Source organism: Streptomyces sp. NPDC005863 (assembly GCF_042871345.1).
Lineage (GTDB): Bacteria > Actinomycetota > Actinomycetes > Streptomycetales > Streptomycetaceae > Streptomyces.
Genome location: NZ_JBIAII010000006.1, coordinates 1 through 22,831, shown reverse-complemented (window position 1 = coordinate 22,831; position 22,831 = coordinate 1). Strand labels below are relative to the sequence as shown.

The following is a 22,831-nucleotide window of genomic DNA, read 5'->3' as shown; positions in this document are numbered from 1 at the left end:
CCGGCCGCGGGTTCGTCGTGGCTGGTCGCGCCCACGCGGCGGAGCCGCAATTGTCAGAGCCCCGCGCCCCTTACGGGGCGTCCCCGCCCCTCAGCGGCTCAGCCCCCTGAACCTCCGTACCGCCAGCGGCAAAAACACCAGCGAGATCACGACCGGCCACACCACGGCCATCAGCACCGCGTGCTGTTCGACCCAACTGCCGCCGCCCGCACCGGGGTTGCCGAAGAGCTCCCGGGTGGCTGTCCCCGTCGAGGAGACGGGGTTCCACGCGGCGACGGGCGCCAGCCAGTCCGGCATCAGGGACGGCGCCACGAACACGCTGGAGATCATCGTGAGCGGGAAGGCCACCGCGTAGAGGCCGCCCGCCGCCTCCGGGGTCGGGACCACGAGCCCCAGGAACACCCCCACCCAGATCAGGCTGAACCGCAGGAACAGCAGCAGCCCGAAGGCGAGCACCGTGTCGGCCACGCCCGCGCTGGAGCGCCAGCCGATGGCGAGCGCGGTCAGCGCGAGGATGGTCAGCTCGGCGCAGGCCACGACGAGGTCGGCGAGGCCGCGCCCGGACGCCACGGCCGACGGGGCCATCGGCATCGAGCGGAAGCGGTCGATGACCCCCTTCGTCGAATCCGTCACCACCCCCATCGCCGTGTTCATGAACCCGAAGGCCATCGTCATCACGAACATGCCGGGCATCAGGAACTGCAGGTAGTCCCCGTCCTCGCCGTCGCCGGGCACCTTCATCGCCTCGCCGAACACGAACCCGTACAGCAGCACGCTGATGATGGGGAAGCCCAGCTGCCAGGCGATGTTGACGGGCTGGCGGCGGAAGTGGGTGAGGTAGCGCCGGGTGACGTTCCAGCAGTCGGCGAGGGCCCAGAAGAGCCGCCCGCGCGAGGCGTCGGCGGTGAGGGTGACACTCACGCGGCGACCTCCGTCCCGTGGCTCCCACGGCTCTCGCCGCCCTCAAGACCCCCGCGACTCCCCCGGCTCTCGCCGGTCAGCCGCAGGAACACGTCGTCCAAGCTCGGCCTGCGCAACCCGATGTCCTCGACCGCGACGCCCTCGTCCCGCAGGGTGCGCGCCACGTCGGTGAGGGCGCCGACCCGGTCGGTCACGGCGGCCTGCACCCGGCGCTCCAGGTCGAAGGTGACCGGTTCGCCGTCGCAGACGCGGGCCACCGCCTTGGCGACCGCGGGCAGGTCGGCCGCTTCGCGCACCACGACGTCGAGGTGGCTGCCGCCCACCGTGTTCTTCAGGCCGTCGGGGGTGTCGTCGGCGATGGCCCGGCCGCGGTCGATGACGGTGATGCGGGAGGCGAGCCGGTCCGCCTCCTCCAGATACTGGGTGGTGAGCAGCACCGTCGTACCGCCCGCGACCAACTCCCGTACGGAGTCCCAGACTTCGAGGCGGCTGCGCGGGTCGAGTCCGGTGGTCGGCTCGTCCAGGAAGAGCACGGCGGGGGCGAGAATCATCGAGGCGGCGAGATCGAGCCTGCGCCGCATGCCGCCGCTGTACTGCCCCGCACCCTTCTCGGCCGCGTCCTCCAGGTGGAACTGTTCCAGGAGTTCCTGCGCGCGCCGGGCGGCCCGCCTGCCGCCGAGGTGGAAGAGGCGGCCGAACATCTCCAGGTTCTGCCGGCCGGTGAGCACCTCGTCGACCGCCGCGTACTGCCCGGTGAGGCCGATGCGGCCGCGGACCAGCGCGGGCTCGCGCACCACGTCGGCGCCCGCCACCTCCGCGCGGCCGCCGTCGGGGCGCAGGAGGGTGGCGAGGATGCGTACGGCGGTGGTCTTGCCCGCGCCGTTCGGGCCCAGGAGGCCGTGCACGGTGCCCTGTTCGACGTGCAGGTCGAAGCCGTTGAGGGCGTACTTCTCGCGGCGCTCGCCCTGATGCCGCTCTCCGTAGCGTTTCTCGAGCCCTTCGGCCCGTACCGCGAAGCCGTTCCCGTTCATCGCCGCCCCTTCCCCGAACCCCTCGCGCACCTCACTGGGTACGCCGTACTCAAATGAGGGTACACCGTACTCAGTTTTACGGGTACGCCGTACCCAGTTCCTGATGTGCCGCCGATTAGGGTGAGGGCCATGACGAGCACCAACGGCGAGGACCGGCGCACCGGCAGCGACATCACCCGCAGCCTGGAGCTGCTCTGGGGCGAGGGCGAGCGGCCGGCCCGGGGCCCCAAGCCGGGCCTCACCCTGGACCGCATCGTCACCGAGGCGGTCCGGCTCGCGGACGCCGAAGGGCTCGCCGCGCTCTCCATGCGCCGCCTCGCCACCGAGCTCGGCACCGGCACGATGTCCCTCTACCGGTACGTGCCGGGCAAGGGCGAACTGGTCGATCTGATGCTGGACCACGTGTCCACGCCGCCCGCCGACGACGGCTCATGGTCCGGCGGCTGGCGCGAGGGCATCGAGGAGTTCGCCCGCGAGACCCTCGTCCTCTACCGGCGCCACCCCTGGCTGCTGCACGTCAACCCGGCCCGCCCGGTGCTCGGCCCCGGCTCCATCGCCGGCCTCGACCGCACGCTGTCCCGGATCACATCGATGGGCCTGACCGACCCCGAGCTGGTCGGCGTGATCATGATGACCGAGGGGTACGTCACCGGGGTCGCCCGCACCCAGGTGCACGAGGCCGAGTCGGCGAGGACCGGCCTGACGGACGAGGCGTTCTGGGCGGCGCAGCTGCCCGCACTGGACAAGGCCATGAGCAGCGGCCGCTATCCGACCCTGGCCGGGCTCACCGGTGACCCGTTCGGCTCGGACTTCGACCACTTCGAGTTCGGGCTGCAGCGGCTCCTGGACGGCCTGGACGTACTGGTGGCCCGACGCGCCGGAGAGCGCTGAGCCCCGGCCCCCGGGCCCCCGCCGGTCACCTCAGCCGCCACCCCGCTACCGTCGCTGCCCCCGCCGCCCCAGCCTCTTCAGCCCGAACACGGCGAACAGGACGGCGCCGACCACGATGGCCCCGGTCTTGACGCTCCCGCCGAGGAAGGGATCGTCGTCGCCCTCGCGGGCCGTACCCCCGTTGTCCGAAGGGGAGTTGGACCCGCCGCCGCCCCCGCCGGGCGCCTCCACCGGCTCCACCTGGCTCTGCCGGCCCTCGGTGCCGTACATCAGGGTCGTGCCGTCGGTCGTGTACGTGACGGACTCGCCCTGGCGTTGCAGCGGCACGCTCAGCCGCCCCTTGCGCTGCGGCTTCTTGCCGTCGCCCTGCCACGCGTACCAGATGCCGCCGAAGTACCCGCGTACGGCGAGCTGTTCGCCGTTCGGCGAGAAGGCGGCGTCGGTCACCCACAGGTCGATCTCGGCGACGCGCCGGAAGACGTTGGTGCCCGAGGCGGACATCCGCGCCGGGCCCTCGTAGAGGCCGCCGCCCTCCTCGTTCTTGCTGACGATGTAGATGCGGCCGGTCTTCGGGTGCACCATCAGCGCCTCCGCGTCGCGCGCGCCGTCGGCGTACTTCACGACGTACTGGGTGGCGCGGACCGTCTGGTCCTTCAGCCGCTTCGGCTCGGGCAGCTTGTAGACCCAGACGTTCTTCCAGGTGCCGTTGAGGTTGTCGCCGATGTCGCCGACGTAGATGTTGCCGTCGCTGCCGACGGAGATCGCCTCGACGTCGCGGGGCGCGCCGACCCCGGTCATCGTGATCGTCGCGACGGTCTCGCCGGTCCTGGAGTCGACCGCGTACAGGAACGCACCCTTGTCCTGGTCGTTGTGCGTCCAGTAGATGCCGGGGTGGGCGCGGGAGGCGGCCAGGCCGCTGGACTCAACGATCCGCGCATCCTTGAGGGTGAACCCGTCGTGACCGTCGGCCGCGGCGGGCACGGCGAAGGCAACGGCCAGCACGGCAGCGGCGAGAACAGACGGAACAGCCCGAAGCGAACGCATGCGCCCAAGAGTGCCATCCGCCCGCGCGGGCGGCGTGCGCAGCCTCGCCTCGGGCCGGCGGGGGCAACCGTGCACGGCCTCACCCCACGGGCAGCGTGCGCAGCCTCACCTCACGGGCAGCGTGCGCAGCCTCACCTCACGGGCAGCGTGCGCAGCCTCACATCGCAGGGGCCGTCCCCGATCCGCGAGAATGAGCGGATGCTCAGGTTCATGTTCGTCGGCGACTCGATGACGATCGGAAGCGCCGGGGAACACACCTGGCGGCTCCGCATGTGGCAGCACCTGCGCGCCACTCTCGGCCCCGAGGGCGTCGCCGTGGTCGGCCCGCGCACCGCGCTCCACGACAAGGCGGCGGGCGAGCCCGTCTCGTACGACTACGCGGATGCCGCCGCACACCCCGACTTCCCCCGCCACCACCTGGCCGGCTGGGGCGAGGGCTGGCTGCACATGGCGCCGCAGATCGCGGACGCGCTGCACCGCGACCCCGCGGACGTGCTCCTCATCTCCCTCGGCCTGATCGACCTCGGCTTCTACACGAACGCGGAACAGACGGCGGCCAACGTCCGCGCGTTCGTGACGGCGGCCCGTTCGGCGAACCCGGCCGTCCGCATGGTCCTGCTCCCGGTGATACCGAACATCCGGGCGGCCTCGGACGCCCCCTTCGCCGCCGAGGTCACCCGCTTCAACGAACTCCTGGCGAAGACGGTGGCCGACCTGGACACGTCCCGCTCCCCGCTCCTCCTGGCCTCGCGCCCGCGGTCGTACGACATCGACGCGGACACGTACGACGGGACGCACCCGAACGCGAGCGGCGAACACAAACTGGCCTCCGCCTTCGCGGAGGCGCTCTCCCAGGCCTGGGGCATCGGCGGCCCCTACGCACCACCGGCCGCGCGCCGCGTCGCCTCGTGCAGCAACTGGGCGTTCACGTAGGGGTCTTTGGCCGTGGGGTAGGACTGCCAGTCCAGGGGCCAGGTGTAGCCGTCGAGGGCGGGTACGCCGACGTACGCGAGGACGCCCGCGTCGCGGCTCAGGGGGCGCACCCCGGCCGGCCAGTCGTACGGGGCCGCTTCCCGCGGGGGCAGCAGGAAGTAGAAGTAGCGTCCGCCGGTCGCCTCGCGGACGATCGGGCCCGCGCGGAAGTCCGTGAACTGCAGGAGTTCGAAGGCGGTTTGCTCACCGAAGGCGCCGCCGATCCGCACGGCGTCGAAGTGGATCCCCGCGTGACGCAGGGCGTGGCCCGACGCGGGGATCCAGTCGTGGACCCTGAGTGATGAGGTTTCCCAGTTCATGCGGCATATCGTCACGGCCGCTCACATACTGTGACCAGGGCTGCGCGAGGGTGGTGCGGGGCTGTGTACTTGGGGAGGACGTTGTGCACTCCGGTGAACGTGGTTCGGAGTCGTTCGGCGCGCTGCTGCGGTTCTTCCGCGAGCAGGCCGAGATGACCCAGGAGACGCTGGGCACGCATGTCCAGTACTCCAAGTCGCAGGTGGCGATGGTGGAACGGGGGGAACGGCCGCCGAGGGGGAAGCTGGTCGAGATCGCGGATGAAGTCCTCAACGCGCGGGGCGCGTTGGTGCTACTCGCCGAGAAGGAGTTCGGGTCCCGCGTGATTCCTCCGTGGACGGCGGACTACCTGGCCGAGGAGAGGAAGGCAGCCGCCGTCCACGCCTACCAAACGCTCGTGCTCCCCGGACCGCTCCAGACCGAGGATTACGCGCGCGCGGTCTACAACAGCAACTGTTATCCCTCCCTGGACGACGACGAGGTGGAGAAGCGGGTCACCGCCCGACTCGAACGGGTAGAGCTGTTTCGCCGTAAACCCCCGCCAGACATCAGCTACGTAATTGAGCAGAATTTGCTCACCCGGCCCCTGGGCGGACCCGGGGTCCTGAAAGAGCAGTTGCTCCACATCCTCAGGATCGGCGAGTTGCGCCACGTCGAGATCCAGGTCATGCCTCATGCCTGCCAGTCGCACGCGGGGCTGACGGGCCCCATGATCCTTCTGGAGACGGACACACGCCGTCAGCTCGCCTACGTGGAAGCCCCGAGCGGCGGCTACTTCGTGACCGAACAACCCGACCTGGGCAACCTGTTCGGAAAATATGGCATTCTGCGGGCGCAGTCGCTCACACCCGAAGCCTCGGCGAAGCTGATCGAGAAGGTGGCGCAAGATCTATGAGCTTGGCCCTCCACTGGTTCAAGAGCAGTTACAGCAGCGGCGAAGGCGAATGCCTGGAGGCGGCCCTCGCGTGGACCAAGTCCAGCCACAGCACCGACGAAGGCGAATGCCTGGAGATAGCCCCCACCCCCACCGCCATCCACATCCGCGACTCCAAGAACCCCCCGTCCTCCGGCGGCCCCACCCTCCACGTCTCCCCCGCCACCTGGACCGCCTTCCTGACGCACCCGCACGCGCACGCGCACGCGACCCGCAACTAAGCGCCAGCCCCCTCACACCGCCCGCGTGAGCCGATTCGCCAGGGTCGACATCGTGTACGTACCGATGCCGAGGACGACTTCGAGGGCGTTCCGCTCGCTGTAGCCCCGCGCGAGGAACGCCGCGAGCCGCTCCTCCGCAACGGCGCCCGCGGCGACAAGCACCTCCAGCGTGAACATCCGCACCGCGTCCAGGCGTTCGTCGTCCAGTGCGCGCCCCGCGCACAACGCGGCGGCGACCTCCGGGGCCGCGCCCAGCGCCCGGAGCTTGCCGGTGTGCAGGGCGACACAGACGTGGCACTCGTTGCGGACGGCGACCGTCATGATGACGACCTCGCGGGCGAGGGGATCGAGCGTCGAGCCCTCGAAGGCCGCGCTCAACTCCACGAACCCGTTCAGGAGTTCCGGCGACTCCGCCAGCCGCGCCACCGCGTCCGGCACCTTCCCGAAGGCGGCCGCCGTCTTCCGCATGGCCTGCCGCGAGGCTTCCGGCGCGGTTTCGAGTGTGTGCCCAGCGAACATCACGTACCCCCTGGAGGCCCGCTCGGTCGATGCGCGGACCCGTAAAATGGACAACATGGTTGACGACAAGAAGGTAAACCAGGTTGTCGATAACAGCAAGGGAGATGGCGGCAAGGGAGATGAGGGCAAGAGGGATGAAGGCAACGGAGATGACGGCAGGGGATACGAGCTGCCCCTGCTCCTCTTCGCGGGATTCCGCACCCTGATCGACCGCCTGCACGCCGAACTCGCCCGCCAGGGCCACCCCGACCTCCGCCCCGCCCACGGCTTCGCGATGCAGGCCATCGGGGCCGCGGGGGCCACCGCCAGTGAGGTCGGACGCCGACTCGGCGTCTCCAAGCAGGCGGCCGGCAAGACGGTCGACCGGCTCATCGCCCTCGGCTACGCGGCCCGCACCGACGACCCCGACGACGCCCGCCGCAAACTCGTCCGCCTCACCCCGCACGGCATCGACGCGCTGCGCCGCTCGGCGGCGGTCTTCGACGAACTGCGCGCGGAGTGGGCGCAGGCGATGGGCCCGCACCACCTCCGTGACCTGGAGGCCGGCCTGCGCGGGGTCGTCCCCGCGGACGCGTTCCGGCTCGACGCGGCGGGCTGGCTGGGCGGCTCGTGACCGGACGTGACCCCGCCTCCGTGCGTATCGTTGTACCGCGCGGCCGCACTCGACCGAGGGCGGCCGGGGAGGAGCGCCACGATGACCGTCGTAGAGACCGACAGGATCGAGATGGCCGACAACGACGTCGAATGGGACTTGGACCGATGGTTCGAGCTCATCGAGCGGATGGTCCCCGAAGGAATCAAGGCAGAGGTCGTCGAGGGGGCTGTCTTCATGGTGCCGCAGCGGGACAATCACTGGGAAATCATCCGCAGGATCGTGCGGGCACTGGAGGACCAGTTCGGTATGGACGTCCGGGTGATGTCCGACGTACGCATCGACTTTCCGGGCCATGACAACGGCTTCTGCCCGGACGTGGCAAAGCTGCGCGGAACGGCCAAGAAGGACGAGCGCGGCCGCTGGCGGTACCAGGACGTCGAGTTCGTCGCCGAAGTCATCTCCCGTGGCACCGGCCTGAACGACTACGGCCCGAAGAAGGCCGCGTACGCCGCGGCCGGGGTTCCCGTGTACCTCGTCGCCGACCCGTACCAGGGCCGCTGCCACGTCTACACCGACCCCAAGGACGGCGAGTACCGCACGCAGTCGAAGTCCGACTTCGGCGAGGAGATCGACCTGACCGGCACGGTCGTCGACCTCATCCTGAAGACCGACAGCTTCCCCCGCGACTGATCCGGCATCCCGGCGCATCCCGGCGCATCCCGGCTCGGCGCGCGACGGGCCGGCCGGACGGCCCGTGACCGGACGTGACCCGGACACCGCGCATATCGTTGTACCGCGCGGCTGTACTCGACCGAGGGCGGCCGGGGAGGAGCGCCACGATGACCGTCGTAGAGACCGACAGGATCGCCATGGCCGACGACAACACCACGCGCTTGGACAAGATGTTCGACGCGCTTGAGCACGGGCCCTTCCTCGAGGGATACAAGATCGACATCATCGAGGGGGCCGTCCACACGACGCCGCAGCGGGCCAACCACTGGGACATCATCGCGGGTATCTACGAGCAGCTGAGGACCAAGTACGCTCGCCGCCGCCTCCTGTCCGACGTCCGCATCGACTACCCCGGTGAGCTCAACGCCTTCTGCAGCGACGTCGCGCTGGTCGCGGACACGGCCGAGCGGAACGCGCGCGGTGGCTTTCACTGCGACGACGTCGAGTTCGTCGCCGAGGTGATCTCCCGTGGCACCGGCCCGAACGACTACGGGCCCAAGAAGACCGGTTACGCCACGGCCGCAGTCGCCGTCTACCTGATCGTCGACCCCTACCAGGGCAAGTGCCACGTCTACACCCGGCCCGAGGACGGCGACTACCGCGTCGAGACGACGGCCGACTTCGGTCAGAAGATCGATCTGACCCACACCTTCATCGGCCTCACCCTCGACACCTCCGACTTCTCCCGCGACTGACCCACCCCCCTCCCGCCGCTCCCCCTTGCCTAGAGCCCACTCCACCCCCTTGGCTGGGGCCCCATGAAGTACACGCAGCTGGGACGCACAGGGCTCAAGGTCAGCCGGCTCACGCTCGGCACCATGAACTTCGGGCCTTTCACCAACGAACCCGACAGCCACTCGCTCATGGACACCGCGCTCGACGCGGGCGTCAACTACTTCGACACCGCCAACGTCTACGGACAGGGCGCGGGCAAGGGCCGTACCGAGGAGATCATCGGCACCTGGTTCGCGCAGGGCGGCGAGCGGCGCGACAAGGTCGTGCTCGCCACGAAGGTGTACGGGAAGATGGCTCCCCAGGAGGAGCCCGCCTGGCCCAACCACGACCGGCTCTCCGCGCTCAACATCCGCCGCGCCGTCGAGGCCTCGCTGAAGCGGCTGCAGACCGACTACATCGACATCTACCAGTTCCACCACATCGACCGGACCACCCCGTTCGAGGAGATCTGGCAGGCCGTCGACGTCCTGGTCCAGCAGGGCAAGATCCTCTACGCCGGCTCCTCCAACTTCCCCGGCTACAAGATCGCCCAGGCCAACGAGACGGCCGCACGACGCGGCAGCTACGGCCTCGTCAGCGAGCAGTGCCTGTACAACCTCGCCGCCCGCGACGCCGAGATGGAGGTCATCCCCGCCGCCCAGGAGTACGGCCTCGGCGTCATCCCCTGGTCGCCGCTGCACGGCGGGCTGCTCGGCGGCGCGCTGAAGAAGCAGGAGGGCGCGCGGCGCAGCGGCGGACGCGCCGCCGCGGAACTCGCGAAGCCGGAGGTCCGCGCGCAGGTCCAGGCGTACGAGGACCTGCTCGACAAGCACGGTCTCGAGCCCGGCGAGGTCGCGCTGGCCTGGCTGCTCACCCGGCCCGGCGTCACCGCGCCCATCGTCGGTCCGCGCACCGCCGAACAGTTCGACTCCGCGCTGCGCGCCGTCGAGCTGGAACTCTCCGCGGAGCTGCTCGACGCGCTGGACGAGATCTTCCCGGGCCCCGGCCCGTCACCGGAGTCGTTCGCCTGGTGATTCCCGGTCGCCTGGTGACTCCCGGCGGGAGACAGCACCCGGCGGGCTCGTACGGGAGATGAGCGGCCGCACGGAAGACGAGCGGCCGTACGGGAGATGAACGGGGCGGCCCGCGTCGGCTGGGGGCCTACCGGCCCTAACCGCCGACCGCGGCCGCCACCGCCACCACGACGAACATCAGCACGAGCACGCCGGCCATGATCCGGTTTCTGGTTTTCGGGTCCACACCGTCGAGGTTAACCGGCGCCGCCCGGCTCCCCCGCGCCGCCTCCCAGTACCCAGCGCCCCACCGCCTCGTACCGCGGCCGCTCCCCCGGCACCCCGCTGCGCGGCAGATTGCTGCGGACGAGCGTCAGCTCGCCCACGGTCCACGCGGTGCCCTCGAAGGGGGCGAGCGCGTCCACGTACGGCCGGAGGTCCGTGCCGGACGGACGGAGGTCCGTACGGGCGCGGGTGCGGGCGAGCGTCAGGTGCGGGCGGTAGGACCGGTGCTCCTCCATCGCGATGCCCGCCTTGCGGGCCGCCGCGTCCGTGCGCTGGGCGAGCAGCCGCAGCGCGGCCACGTCCCCGGCGGCCCCGGCCCACAGCGCCCGGTCCCCGAAGTGCCCGCCGCCGCGCAGGGCGAGCGGGAAGGGGGCCGTGCGGTGCGCGGCCCGCTCAAGGCGAGCGGCGAGGTCCGGCACGGCCGCCTCCTCGACGTCCGCCATGAAGGCGAGCGTGAAGTGCCAGCTGTCGCGAGCCGTCCAGCGCAGCTCGCCGGCGCCGGGCAGCCGCTGCAACGCGCGGGCGGCGTCGGCCAGTTCGGCGGTCGCGGAGTCGGGCGGGAGGACCGCGGCGAAGAGTCTCATGGAGGTGACGCTCTCATGACGGGTGCCGCTAGCCTCCACCCATGGATGACATGACCACCGACATGAACACCGGCACGAACACCGCCACGAACACCGCCACGAACACCACCACGAAGTCGCTGACGATCAGGAAGGGCGGCCCCGACGACATCCCCGCCGTCACCGCCCTCTTCGACGGGGCGGTTAAGTGGCTGGCCGCGCAGGGCCGCACGGGACAGTGGGGCACGACGCCCTGGTCCGAGAACCCCAGGGCCGTCGCGATGATCGAGAAGTACCTGACGACGGGCGAGCCCTGGATCGCGGAGATCGACGGCGAGGTGGCGGGCACGGTGACGCTCACGGACGGCCCGGGCGGCGACTTCATCCCGCGGGCCGACGAGCCCGAGCGCTACGTCCACCTGCTGGCCACCGACCACCGCCGCCCCGCCGCCCGCGGCGTGGGCCGCGCACTGCTCGCCCACGCGGCCGAGGAGACCCGCCGACAGGGCGTCTCCCTGCTCCGGGTCGACTGCTACGCGGGCGACGACGGCAAGCTGGTCGCGTACTACGAGAGCAACGGCTTCGAGCGCACGACCCCCTTCACGGGCCCGGACGGCACCTGGCCGGGCCAGGTACTGGCCCGCCGCGTCTGACGGCGGCGACGGGCCGTGTCCCCTCCGGCGTCCAGACGCCGTGGTCGGGGCGGCCCGGATACGCGGCGGCGAGATGGTCGCGCAGGGCGGCCAGTGAGGGATGCGTGTTGCCGGTGCGCCAGATCAGGGAGTGGGGGTAGAGCGGGACCGGGTCCCTGAGGGGGATGCGGCGCAGGTCGTGGCCGGCCGGCCACACCAGGGGCGTCTGTTCGCTGACGAAGGTGGCCAGCGCCGTGGATCCCGCGATGGTGTCCAGCAGGGATTCGATGCCGAAGTCCGGGCCGACCGAGTCGATGGTGAGGCCGAAGGCGGCGGCGAGTTCCTCGTAGTAGGCGGCCCATTCGGTGCCCGGCAGATTGCCCGGCATCCAGATCCGCCGCCCGGCGAGATCGGCGGGAGTGAGCGCGGGGGCGTTCGCGAACTCGTGCCGCGGTCCGGTGAACAGGTGCAGGGGCTCGTCGAAGACGGGCGTGGCCTCCACACCCGGGGGCAGCGGCCGCCCCGGCACGGTGACGGCGCGGAACGTCACGTCGATGGTCCCGTCCCGGACGGCGGCGACGGCCGTGTCGGAGTCGAACAGTGTCACGACGTCCAACTCGACGTCGGGGTACGCGCGGTGGAAGCCGCGGAGCAGCCCGGTCAGGGAGAGCTGCCGGCCGATCACGTCGACGCGCAGCGCCCGCCCGCCCGGCCGTACGGAGGCGACCGCGCACTCGGATGCGTGCAGGAAGGTCCGGGCGTGGGGCAGGAACGCCTGTCCGTCGATGGTGAGCCGCGCCCCGCGGGCGTCCCTGGTGAAGAGCTGGACCCCCAGCTCCTTCTCCAGCCCGGCGACACGCTTGGACACGGCCTGCGGCGTGACCGACAGATCGGCGGCGGCTTCCTGAAACTGTCCCGTGTCCACGACGGCGACGAAGGTGCGCACGGCCATGACGTCCATGCGGCTCATCCTAGGCGGACAACCAAACGTTGTTCTTGACGGCCCGAACGTTGTTTGATCCCCGGTGTCCCGCGCCGCTTTGATGGCCACGGCCAACCTCCGGTTGACCAGCTCTGGTTGCTCCCCCGCCGTATCCCGACGGCCGCCCTCGTGAGGAATCCCCGTGCCCGACCAAGACCGGAACCAAGTCCAGAACCGAGACCGGAACCGAGACCAGGATCAAGAACAGGACCGTCTCTACGTCCGCACCCCGGAGTTCGCGCGGGTGGCCGAGCGGATCGAGTACGTGACCACGCTCACGTCACGGCTGAACGTCCTGCCCTTCGACGACAAGGCCGGCCGCGCGGCCCTGCTTTCCGACATCTTCGGCAAGCCGGTGCCCGACTCCGTCACCGTCTACCCGCCCTTCTACACCGACCACGGACTCCGCACCGAATTCGGCGGGCACGTCTTCGTCAACCACGGCTGCACCTTCTACGACCAGGGCGGCATCCGCCTGGGGGACGGGGTCCTGATCGGGCCGAGGACCCATCTCATCTCCTCCGACCACCCGCTGCCGGCCGCCGACCGCAGGGACTTCATCACCCGGGCGCCCATCACCATCGGAGCCGACGCCTGGATCGGCGGCGGGGTGACCGTGCTTCCCGGAGTCACGATCGGTCCCGGCGCCGTGGTCGGCGCCGGGACCGTCGTCACGAAGGACGTGCCGGCCAACACGCTGGTGACCGGAACCGCCGCGTCCGCACGCAGACAGTGGGACGGCTGACGGCGGCCCTCACGCCGCCGTAGCCAGCTCCCGTTCCCTCGGTACGAACTGCACGTGCCTGCGGCCCCTGCGCAGGTCCACCTTCAGGCGGAGGTTGGCCGCGCGGGCCAGCATCAGGGCGACGCCGAGCGCTGCGAGGGCGCAGATCAGGCCGCCCAGGGCCATGCTCACGCGGACGCCGTACGCGTCGGCCAGCCAGCCGAAGAGCGGGCCGCCCAGCGGGGTGCCGCCGGTGAAGACCATCATGAACAGGGACATGACGCGGCCCCGCATCTCCGGGTCCGTGGCCATCTGCACCGAGGAGTTCGCGGTGACGTTCACCGTCAGGCCCAGGATGCCCATCGGCACGATCAGCGCGACGAACATCCAGTACTCGGGCGCGAGGGCCGCCACGATCTGCAGCACTCCGAAGGCGACCGCCGCCCCCGCGAGGAGCCGCAGCCGCGAGGAGCCGCGCCGGGCCGCGAGCAGCGCGCCGGCCAGTGAGCCGACCGCCATCAGGGTGTTGAAGAGCCCGTACATCCCCACGCCGCCGTGGAAGATGTCGTCCGCGAACGCGCTCAGCCAGATCGGGAAGTTGAAGCCGAAGGTGCCGATGAAGCCGACGAGGACGATCGGCCAGATCAGCTCGGGGTTCTTCGAGACGTAGTTCAGGCCCTCCCGCAGCTGCCCCTTGCCGCGCGGCCTGCGCGGCGTGCGGTGCAGCTCGCCCGTGCGCATCAGGAGCAGACCGGTGAGCGGCGCGAGGAAGGACAGGCCGTTGGCGAGGAACGCCCAGCCGGGCCCGACCGCCGCGGTCAGCGCGCTCGCCACGGCGGGGCCGATGAGACGCGCGGACTGGAAGTTGGCGGAGTTGAGCGAAACGGCGTTGCGGACCTGGTCGGGGCCGACCATCTCGGACACGAAGGACTGCCGCGTCGGGTTGTCGACGACGGTCACGAGACCGGTGAAGAACGCCGCGAAGTAGACGTGCCAGACCTGGACGTGGCCGCTGAGCGTGAGGGCGGCGAGGAAGAGCCCGCTGAGGCTCATCGCGCCCTGGGTGACGAAGAGCAGGTTCCGCTTGGCGAAGCGGTCCGCGATCACCCCGCCGTACAGACCGAAGAGCAGCATCGGCAGGAACTGCATGGCCGTGGTGATGCCGACGGCCGCGGAGGATCCGGTCAGGCTCAGGACCAGCCAGTCCTGGGTGATCCGGGCCATCCAGGTGCCGGTGTTGGAGACGACCGCCCCGGACGCGAAGAGCCGGTAGTTGCGGATCTTCAGCGAGCTGAACATCGAGGCTTTACGGGGGCGGACGGACTCGTCGAGGGCGGTTGGTGCGGGGGCGGAGTCTGCTCCGGATCCCGTACTCAAAGTGGGTTCGCCTCCTTTGGCGTACGTAGGGCTCCCGCGGTGGGCGGGAGTGCCCGCGGGGTTCCGCGGGACTGCCGGCGTGCCGCGCGGGGGTACCGCGTGACCAGCCGCGTGGCTACAGGTGCGCGAGCTTCTCCAGGACGGGAGCGGCGGCGCGCAGGCGCGCCCACTCGTCGTCGTCGAGCTCCGCGGCCAGACCGGCCAGCCAGGCGTTCCGCTTGCGGCGGCTCTCCTCGAGCATGGCCTCGGCCGTCTCGGTCTGGGTCACCACCTTCTGGCGGCGGTCCTCGGGGTGAGGTTCGAGACGGACCAGCCCCTTCGCCTCGAGCAGGGCGACGATGCGGGTCATCGACGGCGGCTGCACGTGCTCCTTGCGGGCGAGTTCGCCCGGCGTCGCGGAGCCGCAGCGGGCAAGGGTGCCGAGCACCGACATCTCGGTGGGGCTCAGCGACTCGTCGACGCGCTGGTGCTTGAGTCGACGGGACAGGCGCATCACAGCGGAGCGCAAGGCGTTCACGGCGACGGCATCGTCACCATGGGAGAGGTCCGGCATGTTTGTTAGCGTAACTCATTACCCTAGCTAAGGACCACCCGGATTCCCAGCCGACCCACGCCGAACCATTTCCTCACCCGAACGAGTGAGGTGACTTCGGAAAGTGACGCGTCGGCCGTGGGGCGCCGTGACCCTGGCACGCATGGGATCGCCAGTGCTCAGCCTGCGCATAGACGGTGAGCTGCTCGACCGGCTCCGACAGCACGCGGCCAAAAGAGGAATGAGCGTCCAGGACTATGTGGTCCGGACGCTCATTCGGGACGACTTCGACGAACGCTTCAAGACGTCCGTCGAGGAGACGGCGAGGTTCTACGGGGCTGCGTGAGCACCGATTACGGGGACTTCGGCTACGTGAGGTTCAGCGCCGGCATCAGGTAGTAGAAGGCGAACACGGCCGACACCGCGTACATCGCGACCGGCACCTCACGGCCGCGCCCGGCCGCGAGCCGCAGCACGGTGAAGGTGATGAAGCCCATGCCGATGCCGTTGGTGATCGAGTATGTGAACGGCATCATCAGCATCGTCACGAACGCCGGGATCGCGATCGTGTGGTCGGCCCAGTCGATCTGCCGGATGGAGCCGGACAGGATCAGGAAGCCCACCGCGAGCAGCGCGGGCGTGGCGGCCTGGGACGGGACCATCGTGGCGAGCGGCGTGAGGAAGAGCGCGACGGCGAAGAGCCCGCCGGTGACGACGTTCGCGAAGCCCGTACGGGCGCCCTCGCCGACGCCCGCCGTGGACTCCACGAAGCAGGTGGTGGCGGAGGAGGACGAGGCGCCGCCCGCGGCGACCGCGATGCCGTCGACGAACAGCACCTTGTTGATGCCGGGCATGTTGCCGCGGGAGTCGGTCAGTCCCGCCTCGTCGCCGATGCCCATGATCGTGCCCATCGCGTCGAAGAAGCACGAGAGCAGCACGGTGAAGACGAAGAGGACGCCGGTCAGGACGCCGACCTTCTGGAAGCCGCCGAAGAGGCTGATCTGGCCGACGAGCCCGAAGTCCGGGGAGGAGACGGGGTTGCCGGGCCACTCCGGGCTGGTCAGGCCCCAGGACTCGGTCGGGAGGCCCGCCGCGGAGTGGATGATCATCGCGACGATCGTCATGACGACGATGCTGATGAGGATGGCGCCGGGCACCTTGCGCACGAGCAGCACGAGGGTGAGCAGCACGCCGAGCACGAAGACGAGGACGGGCCAGCCGTTGAGGTGTCCGTCGCCGCCGAGCTGGAGCGGGACGGTGGTGTGCGCGGCGTCCGGCATGCGCGAGACGAAGCCGGAGTCGACGAGGCCGATCAGCATGATGAACAGGCCGATGCCGATCGCGATGCCCTTGCGCAGGCCCAGCCGCACGGCGCTCATCACGCGTTCCCGCAGCCCGGTCGCGACGAGCAGCATCACGACGAAGCCGGCGAGGACGACCATGCCCATCGCGTCCGGCCACGACATGCGGGGCGCGAGCTGGAGGGCGACGACGGTGTTCACGCCGAGGCCGGCCGCGAGCGCGATCGGGACGTTGCCGATGACGCCCATCAGGAGCGTGGTGAACGCCGCGGTCAGCACGGTCGCGGTGACCAGCTGCTTGTTGTCGAGCTGATGCCCGTACATGTCCTTGGCGCTGCCCAGGATGATCGGGTTGAGCACGACGATGTAGGCCATCGCGAAGAAGGTGGCGAAGCCGCCGCGGACCTCACGGGCCAGGGTCGAACCCCGCTCGGAGATCTTGAAGAAGCCGTCGAGCCCGTTCTTCGGGGACTTCGGCGGCTCTTTGCTGGCGTCGACCGGGGCGGTGGCCGAGGAAGGCATGCGGGACCTCGTGGACTCAGAGATGGGGAAGATCGTTCGGCGAGTTGCGGAAGATCGTTCGGCGCCGATTTCGCTTCGACTTGTTTATTCGTACGAAAGCAATCGGCCATTAACGAGCCGTTTCAGTATGAATACATGAGAGAGAAATCGCTATCTCCGCGCGTAGACCCAGCGCGCGCAACGGATGTACGCAGGCCCGGCGCCGCCTCGTAAGCTGTCCCCATGGCGAAGTGGACCCCCAAGCACGAGGCGCCGGAGCCCCTGGAGGGCCCCGTGGTCGCCACCATCACCGGCGGCACGATCCTCTGGTTCGTCCTCTTCCTGGTCCAGCTCCCGTTCTACGGCTGGTTCGACGACCGCGACGCGACCTGGTGGGTGTGGACCTGCCTGGCCGGCGGCGGCCTCGGCCTCATCGGCATCTGGTACGTCCGCACGCGGGACGCGGCGATCAAGCGGGCGAAGGCGGCGCAGGCGCAGCCGCAGCAGTAAGGCTGGGGGCCTGAGCGGCAGGGCCGAAGGTCCCGGACCCCCGAGGGCCGAACGTCCCACGCCCGCGGTACTCCCGTACGACCACAGGACCGCCCCCATCCTCCCGAGGTCGGATCTTTCGGGCACTCAGGGGGTGAAGCCGCAAGACCGCCCTTACCGTCGAATGCATGACGGATATCGACGCGGGCGCAGAACTCGACCCGGTCCACCCGGTGCGGCTCCCTGCGGGCCGGGCCGACCGGGCCACCGGACTGACGGCGGCGGAGGTCGCCGAGCGGGTCGCCCGCGGCGAGGTCAACGACGTGCCCGTGCGCAGCTCGCGCTCGCTCGGCGAGATCGTCCGGGCCAACGTCTTCACCCGCTTCAACGCGATCATCGGCGTGCTCTGGGTGATCATGCTGTTCGTCGCGCCGATCCAGGACAGCCTCTTCGGCTTCGTGATCGTCGCCAACACCGGCATCGGCATCATCCAGGAGTGGCGCGCCAAGAAGACCCTGGACTCCCTCGCCGTCCTGGGCGAGGCCAAACCGACCGTGCGGCGCGACGGCACCGCCGCCGAGATCTCCACCTCCGAGATCGTCCTCGGCGACCTGGTGGAGCTCGGCCCCGGCGACAAGATCCCGGTCGACGGCGAGACCGTGGAGGCCGACAGCCTGGAGGTCGACGAGTCGCTGCTCACCGGCGAGGCGGACCCGGTCATCAAGAAGCCCGGCGACCGGATGATGTCGGGCTCGTTCGTCGTCGCGGGCGGCGGCGCGTTCACCGCCACCCGCGTCGGCCGCGAGGCGTACGCGGCGCAGCTCGCCGAGGAGGCCAGCCGCTTCACCCTCGTCCACTCCGAGCTGCGCTCGGGCATCTCCACGATCCTCAAGTACGTGACGTGGCTGATGATCCCGACCTCCATCGGCCTGGTGATCTCCCAACTCGTCGTCAAGGACGACAACTTCAAGGAGTCCGTCGCGTACACGGTCGGCGGGATCGTCCCGATGATCCCGGAGGGCCTGGTCCTCCTCACCTCCGTGGCCTTCGCGATCGGCGTGATCCGGCTGGGCCGCCAGCAGTGCCTCGTCCAGGAACTCCCCGCCATCGAGGGGCTCGCCCGCGTCGACACCGTCTGCCTCGACAAGACCGGCACCCTCACCGAGGGCGGCATGGACGTCACCGAGCTGCGCCCGCTGGGCGACGACGACGAACAGCGCGTACGCGAGGTCCTCGGCGCCCTCGGCGAATCCGACCCGCGCCCCAACGCCTCCCTCCAGGCGATCATCGACGCCTACCCCGACAGCGAGGAGTGGCGCTGCACCGAGTCGCTGCCCTTCTCCTCGGCCCGCAAGTACAGCGGCGCCTCCTTCAGCGAGGGCGACGGCACCACCTCGACGTGGCTCCTCGGCGCGCCCGACGTGCTGCTGCCCGACGGCGACCCGTCGCTCGCCGAGATCGAGGAGCTCAACCAGCAGGGCCTGCGCGTGCTGCTGCTCGCCCGCGCGTCCTGCGACCTCGACGACCCGGACGTGGCCGCGGGCGCGCGGGCGAGCGCCCTGGTCGTCCTGGAACAGCGGCTGCGCCCCGACGCCGCCGACACCCTGCGCTACTTCGCGGAGCAGGACGTCGCGGCCAAGGTCATCTCCGGCGACAACGCGGTCTCGGTGGGCGCGGTCGCGGGCAAGCTCGGGCTGTCCGGCGCGGACGACACGGTGGACGCCCGCAAGCTGCCCGCCGAACGGGACGGGATGGCGCAGGCGCTCGACGACCACACGGTCTTCGGCCGGGTGACCCCGCAGCAGAAGCGCGACATGGTGGGCGCCCTGCAGTCGCACGGGCACACGGTCGCGATGACCGGTGACGGCGTGAACGACGTGCTTGCCCTCAAGGACGCCGACATCGGCGTCTCGATGGGCTCGGGCTCGGAGGCGACCCGCGCGGTCGCGCAGATCGTGCTGCTCAACAACAGCTTCGCGACGCTGCCTTCGGTGGTCGCGGAGGGCCGCCGGGTCATCGGCAACATCACCCGGGTCGCCACGCTGTTTCTGGTGAAGACCGTCTACTCGGTGGTCATCGCGCTGCTCGTGGTCTGCGCACAGGTCGAGTACCTCTTCCTGCCGCGCCACCTGACGCTGCTGTCCACCCTCACCATCGGCATCCCGGCGTTCTTCCTCGCCCTCGCGCCCAACAAGGAGCGGGCGAAACCGCACTTCGTGCGCAGGGTGATGCGGTACGCGCTCCCGGGCGGCGTGATCGCGGGCGTCGCCACCTTCGTGACGTACCTGCTGGCCCGGCACCATTACGACGGCGCGGGCGCGCGGGAGGCCGAGACCAGCGCGGCCACGCTGGCGCTGTTCCTGATCGCCATGTGGGTACTCGCGATCATCGCCCGCCCCTACACGTGGTGGCGGGTCGCTCTGATCGGCGCGATGGGTCTCGGCTTCCTGCTCGTGCTGACCGTGCCCTGGCTCCAGGACTTCTTCCAGCTGAAGCTGGTGGGCACGACGATGCCGTGGGCGGCGGTCGCGATCGCGGCGGTGGCCTCACTGGCCGTGGAGCTCGTCTACCGCTGGGTGGACCGCCGCTTTCCGGCGTAGCCCCTTACGGGGTGGACTAGTTGACGTCGACGAAGTCGCTGGTGGACGTCACGGCCGGGGTGGTGGACGTACCGGCGAAGACGTACCGGAAGTAGCCGTCGGCGGAGGCCTTCACCGTGGTCTTCAGGTTGCCCTTGGTGTCGGACTTGATCGTCTTGAGGGTGGTGTAGCTGCTGGCACCCTTCTTCTTGTACTGCAGCTTCACGCTCTGCTTGGTGTAGCCGGCGTACTTCGAGGTCTCCCAGTTGGCGCGGGTGAGGGCGCCGGTGACCGTGAGGGTCTTGCCCTTCTTGATGGGCTCCGGGGAGGCGTTGGTGGTGAGGCGGGAGGCGCGCAGGATGCTCGCGTCGGCCTTGGCGTCCTCGACGCCGGCCCCGGTCCCGTCCTCGGCCCCCACGTTGGCGAAGACCTTCCAGCCGCCGCCGGCCGCGGTGTTCGCGAAGATGTCGATCTTCGGGTCGGCGACGACGGTGACGGTGCAGGTCGAGGTGGTCGCGTTCACGACCACGCACGTGCCCTCGAAGTCCTCGGGGGCGAGAACGGCGTCGGCGTGGTTCTTGTCCGGGCCGTGCCAGAGGAAGGCGCTGCCCGCCACGATGCCCGACGGGGCGGTCGCGGTGACGGAGACCTTGAACTTCTTCTTCTCGGTGGTGCCGATCGACACGTCCTTGCCGCCGTTGACGGACACCTTGGTGATCTTGGCGGTGTCCGCGGCGCGGGCCCCGGCGCGGGTGTCGGCGGGGGTGTCGGCGGCCTGAGCGGCCTTGGCGACGGAGGCGGCGAGCTGCGGAGCGGCGGCCGGGCCGTCGGCGGCCTGGGCGGCCGGGACGGCGAGTGCGGAAAGGGCCAGGGTGCCGGACAGTGCGGCCACGGTGGCACGGATGCGCATGTGTTTCCCCAGGTGGAGAAGGGGACCCGCGGTGCGTTGCACGCCCTCACGCGGGACCCAGTGATCTAGGAGTCTGTTGACTCGCAAGATCAGACTCGCGTCCTTGGCCAATGGTTGTACGGAGAGTGTGAGTTCTGCGGAGAACGCGTGACCTCACGGGACGGGCAGCGCCGGCCCCCTCCGCAGCACGGCAGAGGGACCCGTCGCAGCCGACAAACCCTTGGATCAGGCGCCGGAGGCGCGCACGGCCCGGCGGTAACGCCGGACCGCGTACACGATGAGCGCGACCTGCGCGGCCGCCCACAGCGAGAGTTCGAGCGTGCCGAGCCCCGACCCCAGCACGGTGAGCAGGCCGAGGAAGACGAGCAGGATCACGGCGATCTGCGCGAGGAGAGACGTCATCGGATCTCCCCGGTGCCCGGCGCGGCGGCCGGCGCCCTCCGCCCGGTCCCCACGGTCTGCCCACCACACGGTGTGCGCATTGTTCCCCCACCCACATGGATTCCATGGAATGCGGGTGGTCAGCCCGAATTCCCCATTGGCCTAAACCTTACTCAAAGTATTGGATCAAGCACAACGCGGACAGAAACGCTCGCAACCGCCCGAGGAGGAACCATCAGTCGAACCAGCGGCCCCGTGCCGTCTCCGCGCGGGGTCGTTCGCTTCTGGGCGCGGCCTCCCAGAAACAGGTCGCGCGGGCGTCGCGCGGGGGGGGCATCCGGTTTCCGTCAGGGATGAATTCGTAGCGGCGAGAGCGTCTGAAGCGTGCGGACGACGTGCGCGATGGCGGGGCGTCGCTCTGGGGCATGACGGAGCATCTGTTCGATGAGCAGCTTCAGTGGGCCCTTGACGTTCACTGGGCGGCGGTTGCCCTGGACGATCGCGGCGCGCTGTTCGGTCCGGTCGACGTGGTCGGGGTAGATGACGACGCGGCGGCCGGTGGCGGCCATCAGCAGACTCGCACCCAGCGCGTACACGTCACCGGCCTGAGTAGGCGTGGCCCACCCGTGGTCGAGGATGCGAGCGGAGATCTCCGGTGCTTCGTAATGGACGAGACACCCCCGAAAGGGGAAGTCGACATCACCGGGGACGGGCTTGCCGTGGGCCAGGGCGAGATCGATCAAATGGACGGTGCGGTCGTCGAGGATCAGGTGAGCGGGCTGGACGTCACCGTGCGCCCACCCCTGCGCGTGCAACCCGGCAAGCGCGCGGGCACAGCGCAGGGCCACCGTCAGATCAGGCCGGGTGCCCTGCTCGCGTACCTCTCTCCAAGCATGCTGGAGGTCGGGGCCCTCGTGCCAGGACTGCATGTTCCACGTGCCCCGCTCCCACTCGCCCGACGGTACGGGGCGTCCGAGCTGGTCGAGGACCGCGGCTTCCCGTGCGGGGGCGAGCGCGGTCCACGGCTGGGCGGGCCAGTGCTCGGTCTCGGCGATGGGATGGCCGAGCTTCAACGCGTACCGGCGCGCACCGACGTGGACGTCCCAGATCATCGAGCCACGCCGGTCCAGCACCAGCGACACGTCACCGATGCCGAGTTGAGCGGCCAACGTGGGCGGAAGTTCGGGCACAAGGGCTCCCGGCATCAGGCTTGACCGTAGGGGCGGCCGCAGTCGGAATCGCACTGCGCGAGATTCTCGCCGTTGACCGTCCACAGCTCATCGCAGACGCGGAATCCTGCCGTCTTCATCGCGCGCGCCGATCCGGCCACGATCTCCGGGTCACGGCCGCCGCCTCCCGGCGCCGGATTGTGGTGCAGGAAGCGCCCCGCGTACTCCTGGCAGATCCCGGCATACGCCCGGGTGTGCAAGATCAGGGCGTGCAGCCCCAGGTCGACTTCGTCGGAAGGCATCATCGGTACGCTCACGGTGGCGGCGGTGACGACGAACGCCACGGCCTGGTCAGCGATCAGCTCCGCGCGCCGGCGCTCGATGTGCTCCTGGACGACGAGGAACCGGGCGAGGCTGTCGAACAGCTCTTCCCCGGCCGTCGCGCGGCCGGTCTTCAGCTCGTGCTCGGTGATGGTCATCGACTCTCCTTGGGTGTTGACG

27 protein-coding genes are annotated in these 22,831 nt (G+C 70.2%); 13 read left to right on the top strand and 14 right to left on the bottom strand.

The genetic code is table 11. The features are described from left to right. Positions 1-90: 90 nt before the first annotated feature. Both ACFYO9_RS21655 and ACFYO9_RS21650 read right to left on the bottom strand, forming a co-directional pair. The gene (locus tag ACFYO9_RS21655; RefSeq protein WP_358710465.1) at positions 91-921 is read right to left on the bottom strand and encodes an ABC transporter permease; all 831 of its coding nucleotides are present in this window, start codon (positions 919-921) and stop codon (positions 91-93) included. Continuing rightward, the gene (locus tag ACFYO9_RS21650) at positions 918-1,952 is read right to left on the bottom strand and encodes an ATP-binding cassette domain-containing protein (RefSeq protein WP_358778720.1); all 1,035 of its coding nucleotides are present in this window, start codon (positions 1,950-1,952) and stop codon (positions 918-920) included. The genes ACFYO9_RS21655 and ACFYO9_RS21650 overlap by 4 nt, the downstream gene beginning before the upstream one ends. A 129-nt stretch (positions 1,953-2,081) precedes the next feature. Here ACFYO9_RS21650 and ACFYO9_RS21645 point away from each other — a divergent pair, with 129 nt between their 5' ends. Beyond that, the gene (locus tag ACFYO9_RS21645) at positions 2,082-2,843 is read left to right on the top strand and encodes a TetR/AcrR family transcriptional regulator (RefSeq protein WP_358778721.1); all 762 of its coding nucleotides are present in this window, start codon (positions 2,082-2,084) and stop codon (positions 2,841-2,843) included. Between the two features lie 45 nt (positions 2,844-2,888). Here the strand turns inward: ACFYO9_RS21645 and ACFYO9_RS21640 are convergent, their stop codons facing one another. Then, positions 2,889-3,887: a WD40 repeat domain-containing protein gene (locus tag ACFYO9_RS21640; RefSeq protein WP_358778722.1), complete on the bottom strand. Its 999-nt coding sequence runs from the start codon at positions 3,885-3,887 to the stop codon at positions 2,889-2,891. Positions 3,888-4,085: 198 nt separating this feature from the next. Between ACFYO9_RS21640 and ACFYO9_RS21635 the strand changes: the two genes are divergently transcribed. Continuing rightward, positions 4,086-4,820 carry a GDSL-type esterase/lipase family protein gene (locus tag ACFYO9_RS21635; protein ID WP_358778723.1) on the top strand — a complete coding sequence of 245 codons (735 nt, stop codon included), beginning with the start codon at positions 4,086-4,088 and terminating at the stop codon, positions 4,818-4,820. On the opposite strand, the gene ACFYO9_RS21630 is transcribed toward ACFYO9_RS21635, so the two are convergent. Beyond that, positions 4,763-5,179, bottom strand: a complete 417-nt coding sequence (locus ACFYO9_RS21630; protein WP_358778724.1) for a hypothetical protein — start codon at positions 5,177-5,179, stop codon at positions 4,763-4,765. The two genes, ACFYO9_RS21635 and ACFYO9_RS21630, sit on opposite strands and share 58 nt — an antisense overlap. A gap of 83 nt (positions 5,180-5,262) precedes the next feature. Here ACFYO9_RS21630 and ACFYO9_RS21625 point away from each other — a divergent pair, with 83 nt between their 5' ends. Together ACFYO9_RS21625 and ACFYO9_RS21620 are read left to right on the top strand one after the other, a co-directional pair. After that, the gene (locus tag ACFYO9_RS21625) at positions 5,263-6,072 is read left to right on the top strand and encodes a helix-turn-helix transcriptional regulator (RefSeq protein ID WP_358778725.1); all 810 of its coding nucleotides are present in this window, start codon (positions 5,263-5,265) and stop codon (positions 6,070-6,072) included. Further along, positions 6,069-6,332 carry a DUF397 domain-containing protein gene (locus tag ACFYO9_RS21620; RefSeq protein WP_358778726.1) on the top strand — a complete coding sequence of 88 codons (264 nt, stop codon included), beginning with the start codon at positions 6,069-6,071 and terminating at the stop codon, positions 6,330-6,332. The genes ACFYO9_RS21625 and ACFYO9_RS21620 overlap by 4 nt, the downstream gene beginning before the upstream one ends. A gap of 12 nt (positions 6,333-6,344) precedes the next feature. On the opposite strand, the gene ACFYO9_RS21615 is transcribed toward ACFYO9_RS21620, so the two are convergent. Continuing rightward, on the bottom strand, positions 6,345-6,851 hold the full coding sequence (locus tag ACFYO9_RS21615; RefSeq protein WP_358778727.1) for a carboxymuconolactone decarboxylase family protein: 507 nt from the start codon (positions 6,849-6,851) through the stop codon (positions 6,345-6,347). 46 nt (positions 6,852-6,897) lie between these two features. Between ACFYO9_RS21615 and ACFYO9_RS21610 the strand changes: the two genes are divergently transcribed. The 4 genes from ACFYO9_RS21610 to ACFYO9_RS21595 all read left to right on the top strand — a co-directional run bounded on the left by ACFYO9_RS21610 (position 6,898) and on the right by ACFYO9_RS21595 (position 9,926). Further along, a complete protein-coding gene (locus ACFYO9_RS21610) occupies positions 6,898-7,464 on the top strand; it encodes a MarR family transcriptional regulator (protein WP_358778728.1) in 567 nt (188 codons plus the stop codon). A gap of 81 nt (positions 7,465-7,545) precedes the next feature. After that, on the top strand, positions 7,546-8,136 hold the full coding sequence (locus ACFYO9_RS21605; RefSeq protein ID WP_358778729.1) for a Uma2 family endonuclease: 591 nt from the start codon (positions 7,546-7,548) through the stop codon (positions 8,134-8,136). A gap of 149 nt (positions 8,137-8,285) precedes the next feature. Beyond that, complete coding sequence (locus tag ACFYO9_RS21600) at positions 8,286-8,873, top strand: Uma2 family endonuclease (RefSeq protein WP_358778730.1); 588 nt, start codon at positions 8,286-8,288, stop codon at positions 8,871-8,873. 63 nt (positions 8,874-8,936) lie between these two features. After that, positions 8,937-9,926 (top strand): aldo/keto reductase, encoded by a 990-nt coding sequence (locus tag ACFYO9_RS21595; RefSeq protein WP_358778731.1) that lies wholly within the window; start codon positions 8,937-8,939, stop codon positions 9,924-9,926. A gap of 236 nt (positions 9,927-10,162) precedes the next feature. On the opposite strand, the gene thpR is transcribed toward ACFYO9_RS21595, so the two are convergent. Next, entirely contained in the window at positions 10,163-10,774 is a 612-nt protein-coding gene (gene thpR, locus ACFYO9_RS21590) for an RNA 2',3'-cyclic phosphodiesterase (RefSeq protein ID WP_358778732.1), read from the bottom strand. Positions 10,775-10,836: 62 nt separating this feature from the next. On the opposite strand from thpR, the gene ACFYO9_RS21585 reads away from it, so the two are divergent. After that, entirely contained in the window at positions 10,837-11,406 is a 570-nt protein-coding gene (locus tag ACFYO9_RS21585; RefSeq protein ID WP_358778742.1) for a GNAT family N-acetyltransferase, read from the top strand. Here the strand turns inward: ACFYO9_RS21585 and ACFYO9_RS21580 are convergent. Continuing rightward, positions 11,354-12,346, bottom strand: a complete 993-nt coding sequence (locus ACFYO9_RS21580; protein WP_358778733.1) for a LysR family transcriptional regulator — start codon at positions 12,344-12,346, stop codon at positions 11,354-11,356. The genes ACFYO9_RS21585 and ACFYO9_RS21580 overlap by 53 nt on opposite strands. A 163-nt stretch (positions 12,347-12,509) precedes the next feature. Here ACFYO9_RS21580 and ACFYO9_RS21575 point away from each other — a divergent pair, with 163 nt between their 5' ends. Next, the gene (locus ACFYO9_RS21575) at positions 12,510-13,112 is read left to right on the top strand and encodes a sugar O-acetyltransferase (protein WP_358778734.1); all 603 of its coding nucleotides are present in this window, start codon (positions 12,510-12,512) and stop codon (positions 13,110-13,112) included. A 9-nt stretch (positions 13,113-13,121) separates the two neighbouring features. Here the strand turns inward: ACFYO9_RS21575 and ACFYO9_RS21570 are convergent, their stop codons facing one another. After that, entirely contained in the window at positions 13,122-14,468 is a 1,347-nt protein-coding gene (locus ACFYO9_RS21570) for an MFS transporter (protein WP_355807923.1), read from the bottom strand. Between the two features lie 115 nt (positions 14,469-14,583). Then, on the bottom strand, positions 14,584-15,021 hold the full coding sequence (locus ACFYO9_RS21565; protein WP_355807925.1) for a MarR family transcriptional regulator: 438 nt from the start codon (positions 15,019-15,021) through the stop codon (positions 14,584-14,586). 142 nt (positions 15,022-15,163) lie between these two features. Between ACFYO9_RS21565 and ACFYO9_RS21560 the strand changes: the two genes are divergently transcribed. Further along, a complete protein-coding gene (locus ACFYO9_RS21560; RefSeq protein WP_355807927.1) occupies positions 15,164-15,346 on the top strand; it encodes a ribbon-helix-helix protein, CopG family in 183 nt (60 codons plus the stop codon). A gap of 22 nt (positions 15,347-15,368) precedes the next feature. Here ACFYO9_RS21560 and ACFYO9_RS21555 read toward each other — a convergent pair whose 3' ends face one another. Continuing rightward, positions 15,369-16,823 carry an NCS2 family permease gene (locus ACFYO9_RS21555; protein WP_358778735.1) on the bottom strand — a complete coding sequence of 485 codons (1,455 nt, stop codon included), beginning with the start codon at positions 16,821-16,823 and terminating at the stop codon, positions 15,369-15,371. A gap of 222 nt (positions 16,824-17,045) precedes the next feature. Between ACFYO9_RS21555 and ACFYO9_RS21550 the strand changes: the two genes are divergently transcribed. Both ACFYO9_RS21550 and ACFYO9_RS21545 read left to right on the top strand, forming a co-directional pair. Then, positions 17,046-17,312, top strand: a complete 267-nt coding sequence (locus tag ACFYO9_RS21550) for a DUF2530 domain-containing protein (RefSeq protein WP_355807930.1) — start codon at positions 17,046-17,048, stop codon at positions 17,310-17,312. 167 nt (positions 17,313-17,479) lie between these two features. Continuing rightward, positions 17,480-19,891: a cation-translocating P-type ATPase gene (locus ACFYO9_RS21545; protein WP_358778736.1), complete on the top strand. Its 2,412-nt coding sequence runs from the start codon at positions 17,480-17,482 to the stop codon at positions 19,889-19,891. Positions 19,892-19,907: 16 nt separating this feature from the next. On the opposite strand, the gene ACFYO9_RS21540 is transcribed toward ACFYO9_RS21545, so the two are convergent. From ACFYO9_RS21540 to ACFYO9_RS21525, 4 genes are all read right to left on the bottom strand, one after another. Next, on the bottom strand, positions 19,908-20,780 hold the full coding sequence (locus tag ACFYO9_RS21540; protein ID WP_358778737.1) for a calcium-binding protein: 873 nt from the start codon (positions 20,778-20,780) through the stop codon (positions 19,908-19,910). A 225-nt stretch (positions 20,781-21,005) separates the two neighbouring features. Continuing rightward, positions 21,006-21,182 (bottom strand): hypothetical protein, encoded by a 177-nt coding sequence (locus tag ACFYO9_RS21535; protein ID WP_358778738.1) that lies wholly within the window; start codon positions 21,180-21,182, stop codon positions 21,006-21,008. Between the two features lie 326 nt (positions 21,183-21,508). Next, the gene (locus ACFYO9_RS21530) at positions 21,509-22,366 is read right to left on the bottom strand and encodes a protein kinase (protein ID WP_388666498.1); all 858 of its coding nucleotides are present in this window, start codon (positions 22,364-22,366) and stop codon (positions 21,509-21,511) included. Continuing rightward, the gene (locus ACFYO9_RS21525) at positions 22,366-22,809 is read right to left on the bottom strand and encodes a hypothetical protein (RefSeq protein ID WP_359325567.1); all 444 of its coding nucleotides are present in this window, start codon (positions 22,807-22,809) and stop codon (positions 22,366-22,368) included. Before ACFYO9_RS21525 ends, ACFYO9_RS21530 begins: the two co-directional genes overlap by 1 nt. Positions 22,810-22,831: the final 22 nt, after the last annotated feature.

What these genes read in the sequence shown, in the direction of transcription:
- ACFYO9_RS21530 (WP_388666498.1), bottom strand. Translation starts at nt 22,366, where the DNA reads ATGCCGGGAGCCCTTGTGCCCGAACTTCCGCCCACGTTGGCCGCTCAA.
- ACFYO9_RS21545 (WP_358778736.1), top strand. Translation starts at nt 17,480, where the DNA reads ATGACGGATATCGACGCGGGCGCAGAACTCGACCCGGTCCACCCGGTG.
- ACFYO9_RS21585 (WP_358778742.1), top strand. Translation starts at nt 10,837, where the DNA reads ATGAACACCGGCACGAACACCGCCACGAACACCGCCACGAACACCACC.
- ACFYO9_RS21600 (WP_358778730.1), top strand. Translation starts at nt 8,286, where the DNA reads ATGACCGTCGTAGAGACCGACAGGATCGCCATGGCCGACGACAACACC.
- ACFYO9_RS21580 (WP_358778733.1), bottom strand. Translation starts at nt 12,346, where the DNA reads ATGGACGTCATGGCCGTGCGCACCTTCGTCGCCGTCGTGGACACGGGA.
- ACFYO9_RS21540 (WP_358778737.1), bottom strand. Translation starts at nt 20,780, where the DNA reads ATGCGCATCCGTGCCACCGTGGCCGCACTGTCCGGCACCCTGGCCCTT.
- ACFYO9_RS21560 (WP_355807927.1), top strand. Translation starts at nt 15,164, where the DNA reads ATGGGATCGCCAGTGCTCAGCCTGCGCATAGACGGTGAGCTGCTCGAC.
- ACFYO9_RS21645 (WP_358778721.1), top strand. Translation starts at nt 2,082, where the DNA reads ATGACGAGCACCAACGGCGAGGACCGGCGCACCGGCAGCGACATCACC.
- ACFYO9_RS21605 (WP_358778729.1), top strand. Translation starts at nt 7,546, where the DNA reads ATGACCGTCGTAGAGACCGACAGGATCGAGATGGCCGACAACGACGTC.
- ACFYO9_RS21650 (WP_358778720.1), bottom strand. Translation starts at nt 1,952, where the DNA reads ATGAACGGGAACGGCTTCGCGGTACGGGCCGAAGGGCTCGAGAAACGC.
- ACFYO9_RS21525 (WP_359325567.1), bottom strand. Translation starts at nt 22,809, where the DNA reads ATGACCATCACCGAGCACGAGCTGAAGACCGGCCGCGCGACGGCCGGG.
- ACFYO9_RS21620 (WP_358778726.1), top strand. Translation starts at nt 6,069, where the DNA reads ATGAGCTTGGCCCTCCACTGGTTCAAGAGCAGTTACAGCAGCGGCGAA.
- ACFYO9_RS21535 (WP_358778738.1), bottom strand. Translation starts at nt 21,182, where the DNA reads ATGACGTCTCTCCTCGCGCAGATCGCCGTGATCCTGCTCGTCTTCCTC.
- ACFYO9_RS21615 (WP_358778727.1), bottom strand. Translation starts at nt 6,851, where the DNA reads ATGTTCGCTGGGCACACACTCGAAACCGCGCCGGAAGCCTCGCGGCAG.
- ACFYO9_RS21640 (WP_358778722.1), bottom strand. Translation starts at nt 3,887, where the DNA reads ATGCGTTCGCTTCGGGCTGTTCCGTCTGTTCTCGCCGCTGCCGTGCTG.
- ACFYO9_RS21550 (WP_355807930.1), top strand. Translation starts at nt 17,046, where the DNA reads ATGGCGAAGTGGACCCCCAAGCACGAGGCGCCGGAGCCCCTGGAGGGC.
- ACFYO9_RS21630 (WP_358778724.1), bottom strand. Translation starts at nt 5,179, where the DNA reads ATGAACTGGGAAACCTCATCACTCAGGGTCCACGACTGGATCCCCGCG.
- ACFYO9_RS21635 (WP_358778723.1), top strand. Translation starts at nt 4,086, where the DNA reads ATGCTCAGGTTCATGTTCGTCGGCGACTCGATGACGATCGGAAGCGCC.
- thpR (WP_358778732.1), bottom strand. Translation starts at nt 10,774, where the DNA reads ATGAGACTCTTCGCCGCGGTCCTCCCGCCCGACTCCGCGACCGCCGAA.
- ACFYO9_RS21610 (WP_358778728.1), top strand. Translation starts at nt 6,898, where the DNA reads ATGGACAACATGGTTGACGACAAGAAGGTAAACCAGGTTGTCGATAAC.
- ACFYO9_RS21555 (WP_358778735.1), bottom strand. Translation starts at nt 16,823, where the DNA reads ATGCCTTCCTCGGCCACCGCCCCGGTCGACGCCAGCAAAGAGCCGCCG.
- ACFYO9_RS21565 (WP_355807925.1), bottom strand. Translation starts at nt 15,021, where the DNA reads ATGCCGGACCTCTCCCATGGTGACGATGCCGTCGCCGTGAACGCCTTG.
- ACFYO9_RS21595 (WP_358778731.1), top strand. Translation starts at nt 8,937, where the DNA reads ATGAAGTACACGCAGCTGGGACGCACAGGGCTCAAGGTCAGCCGGCTC.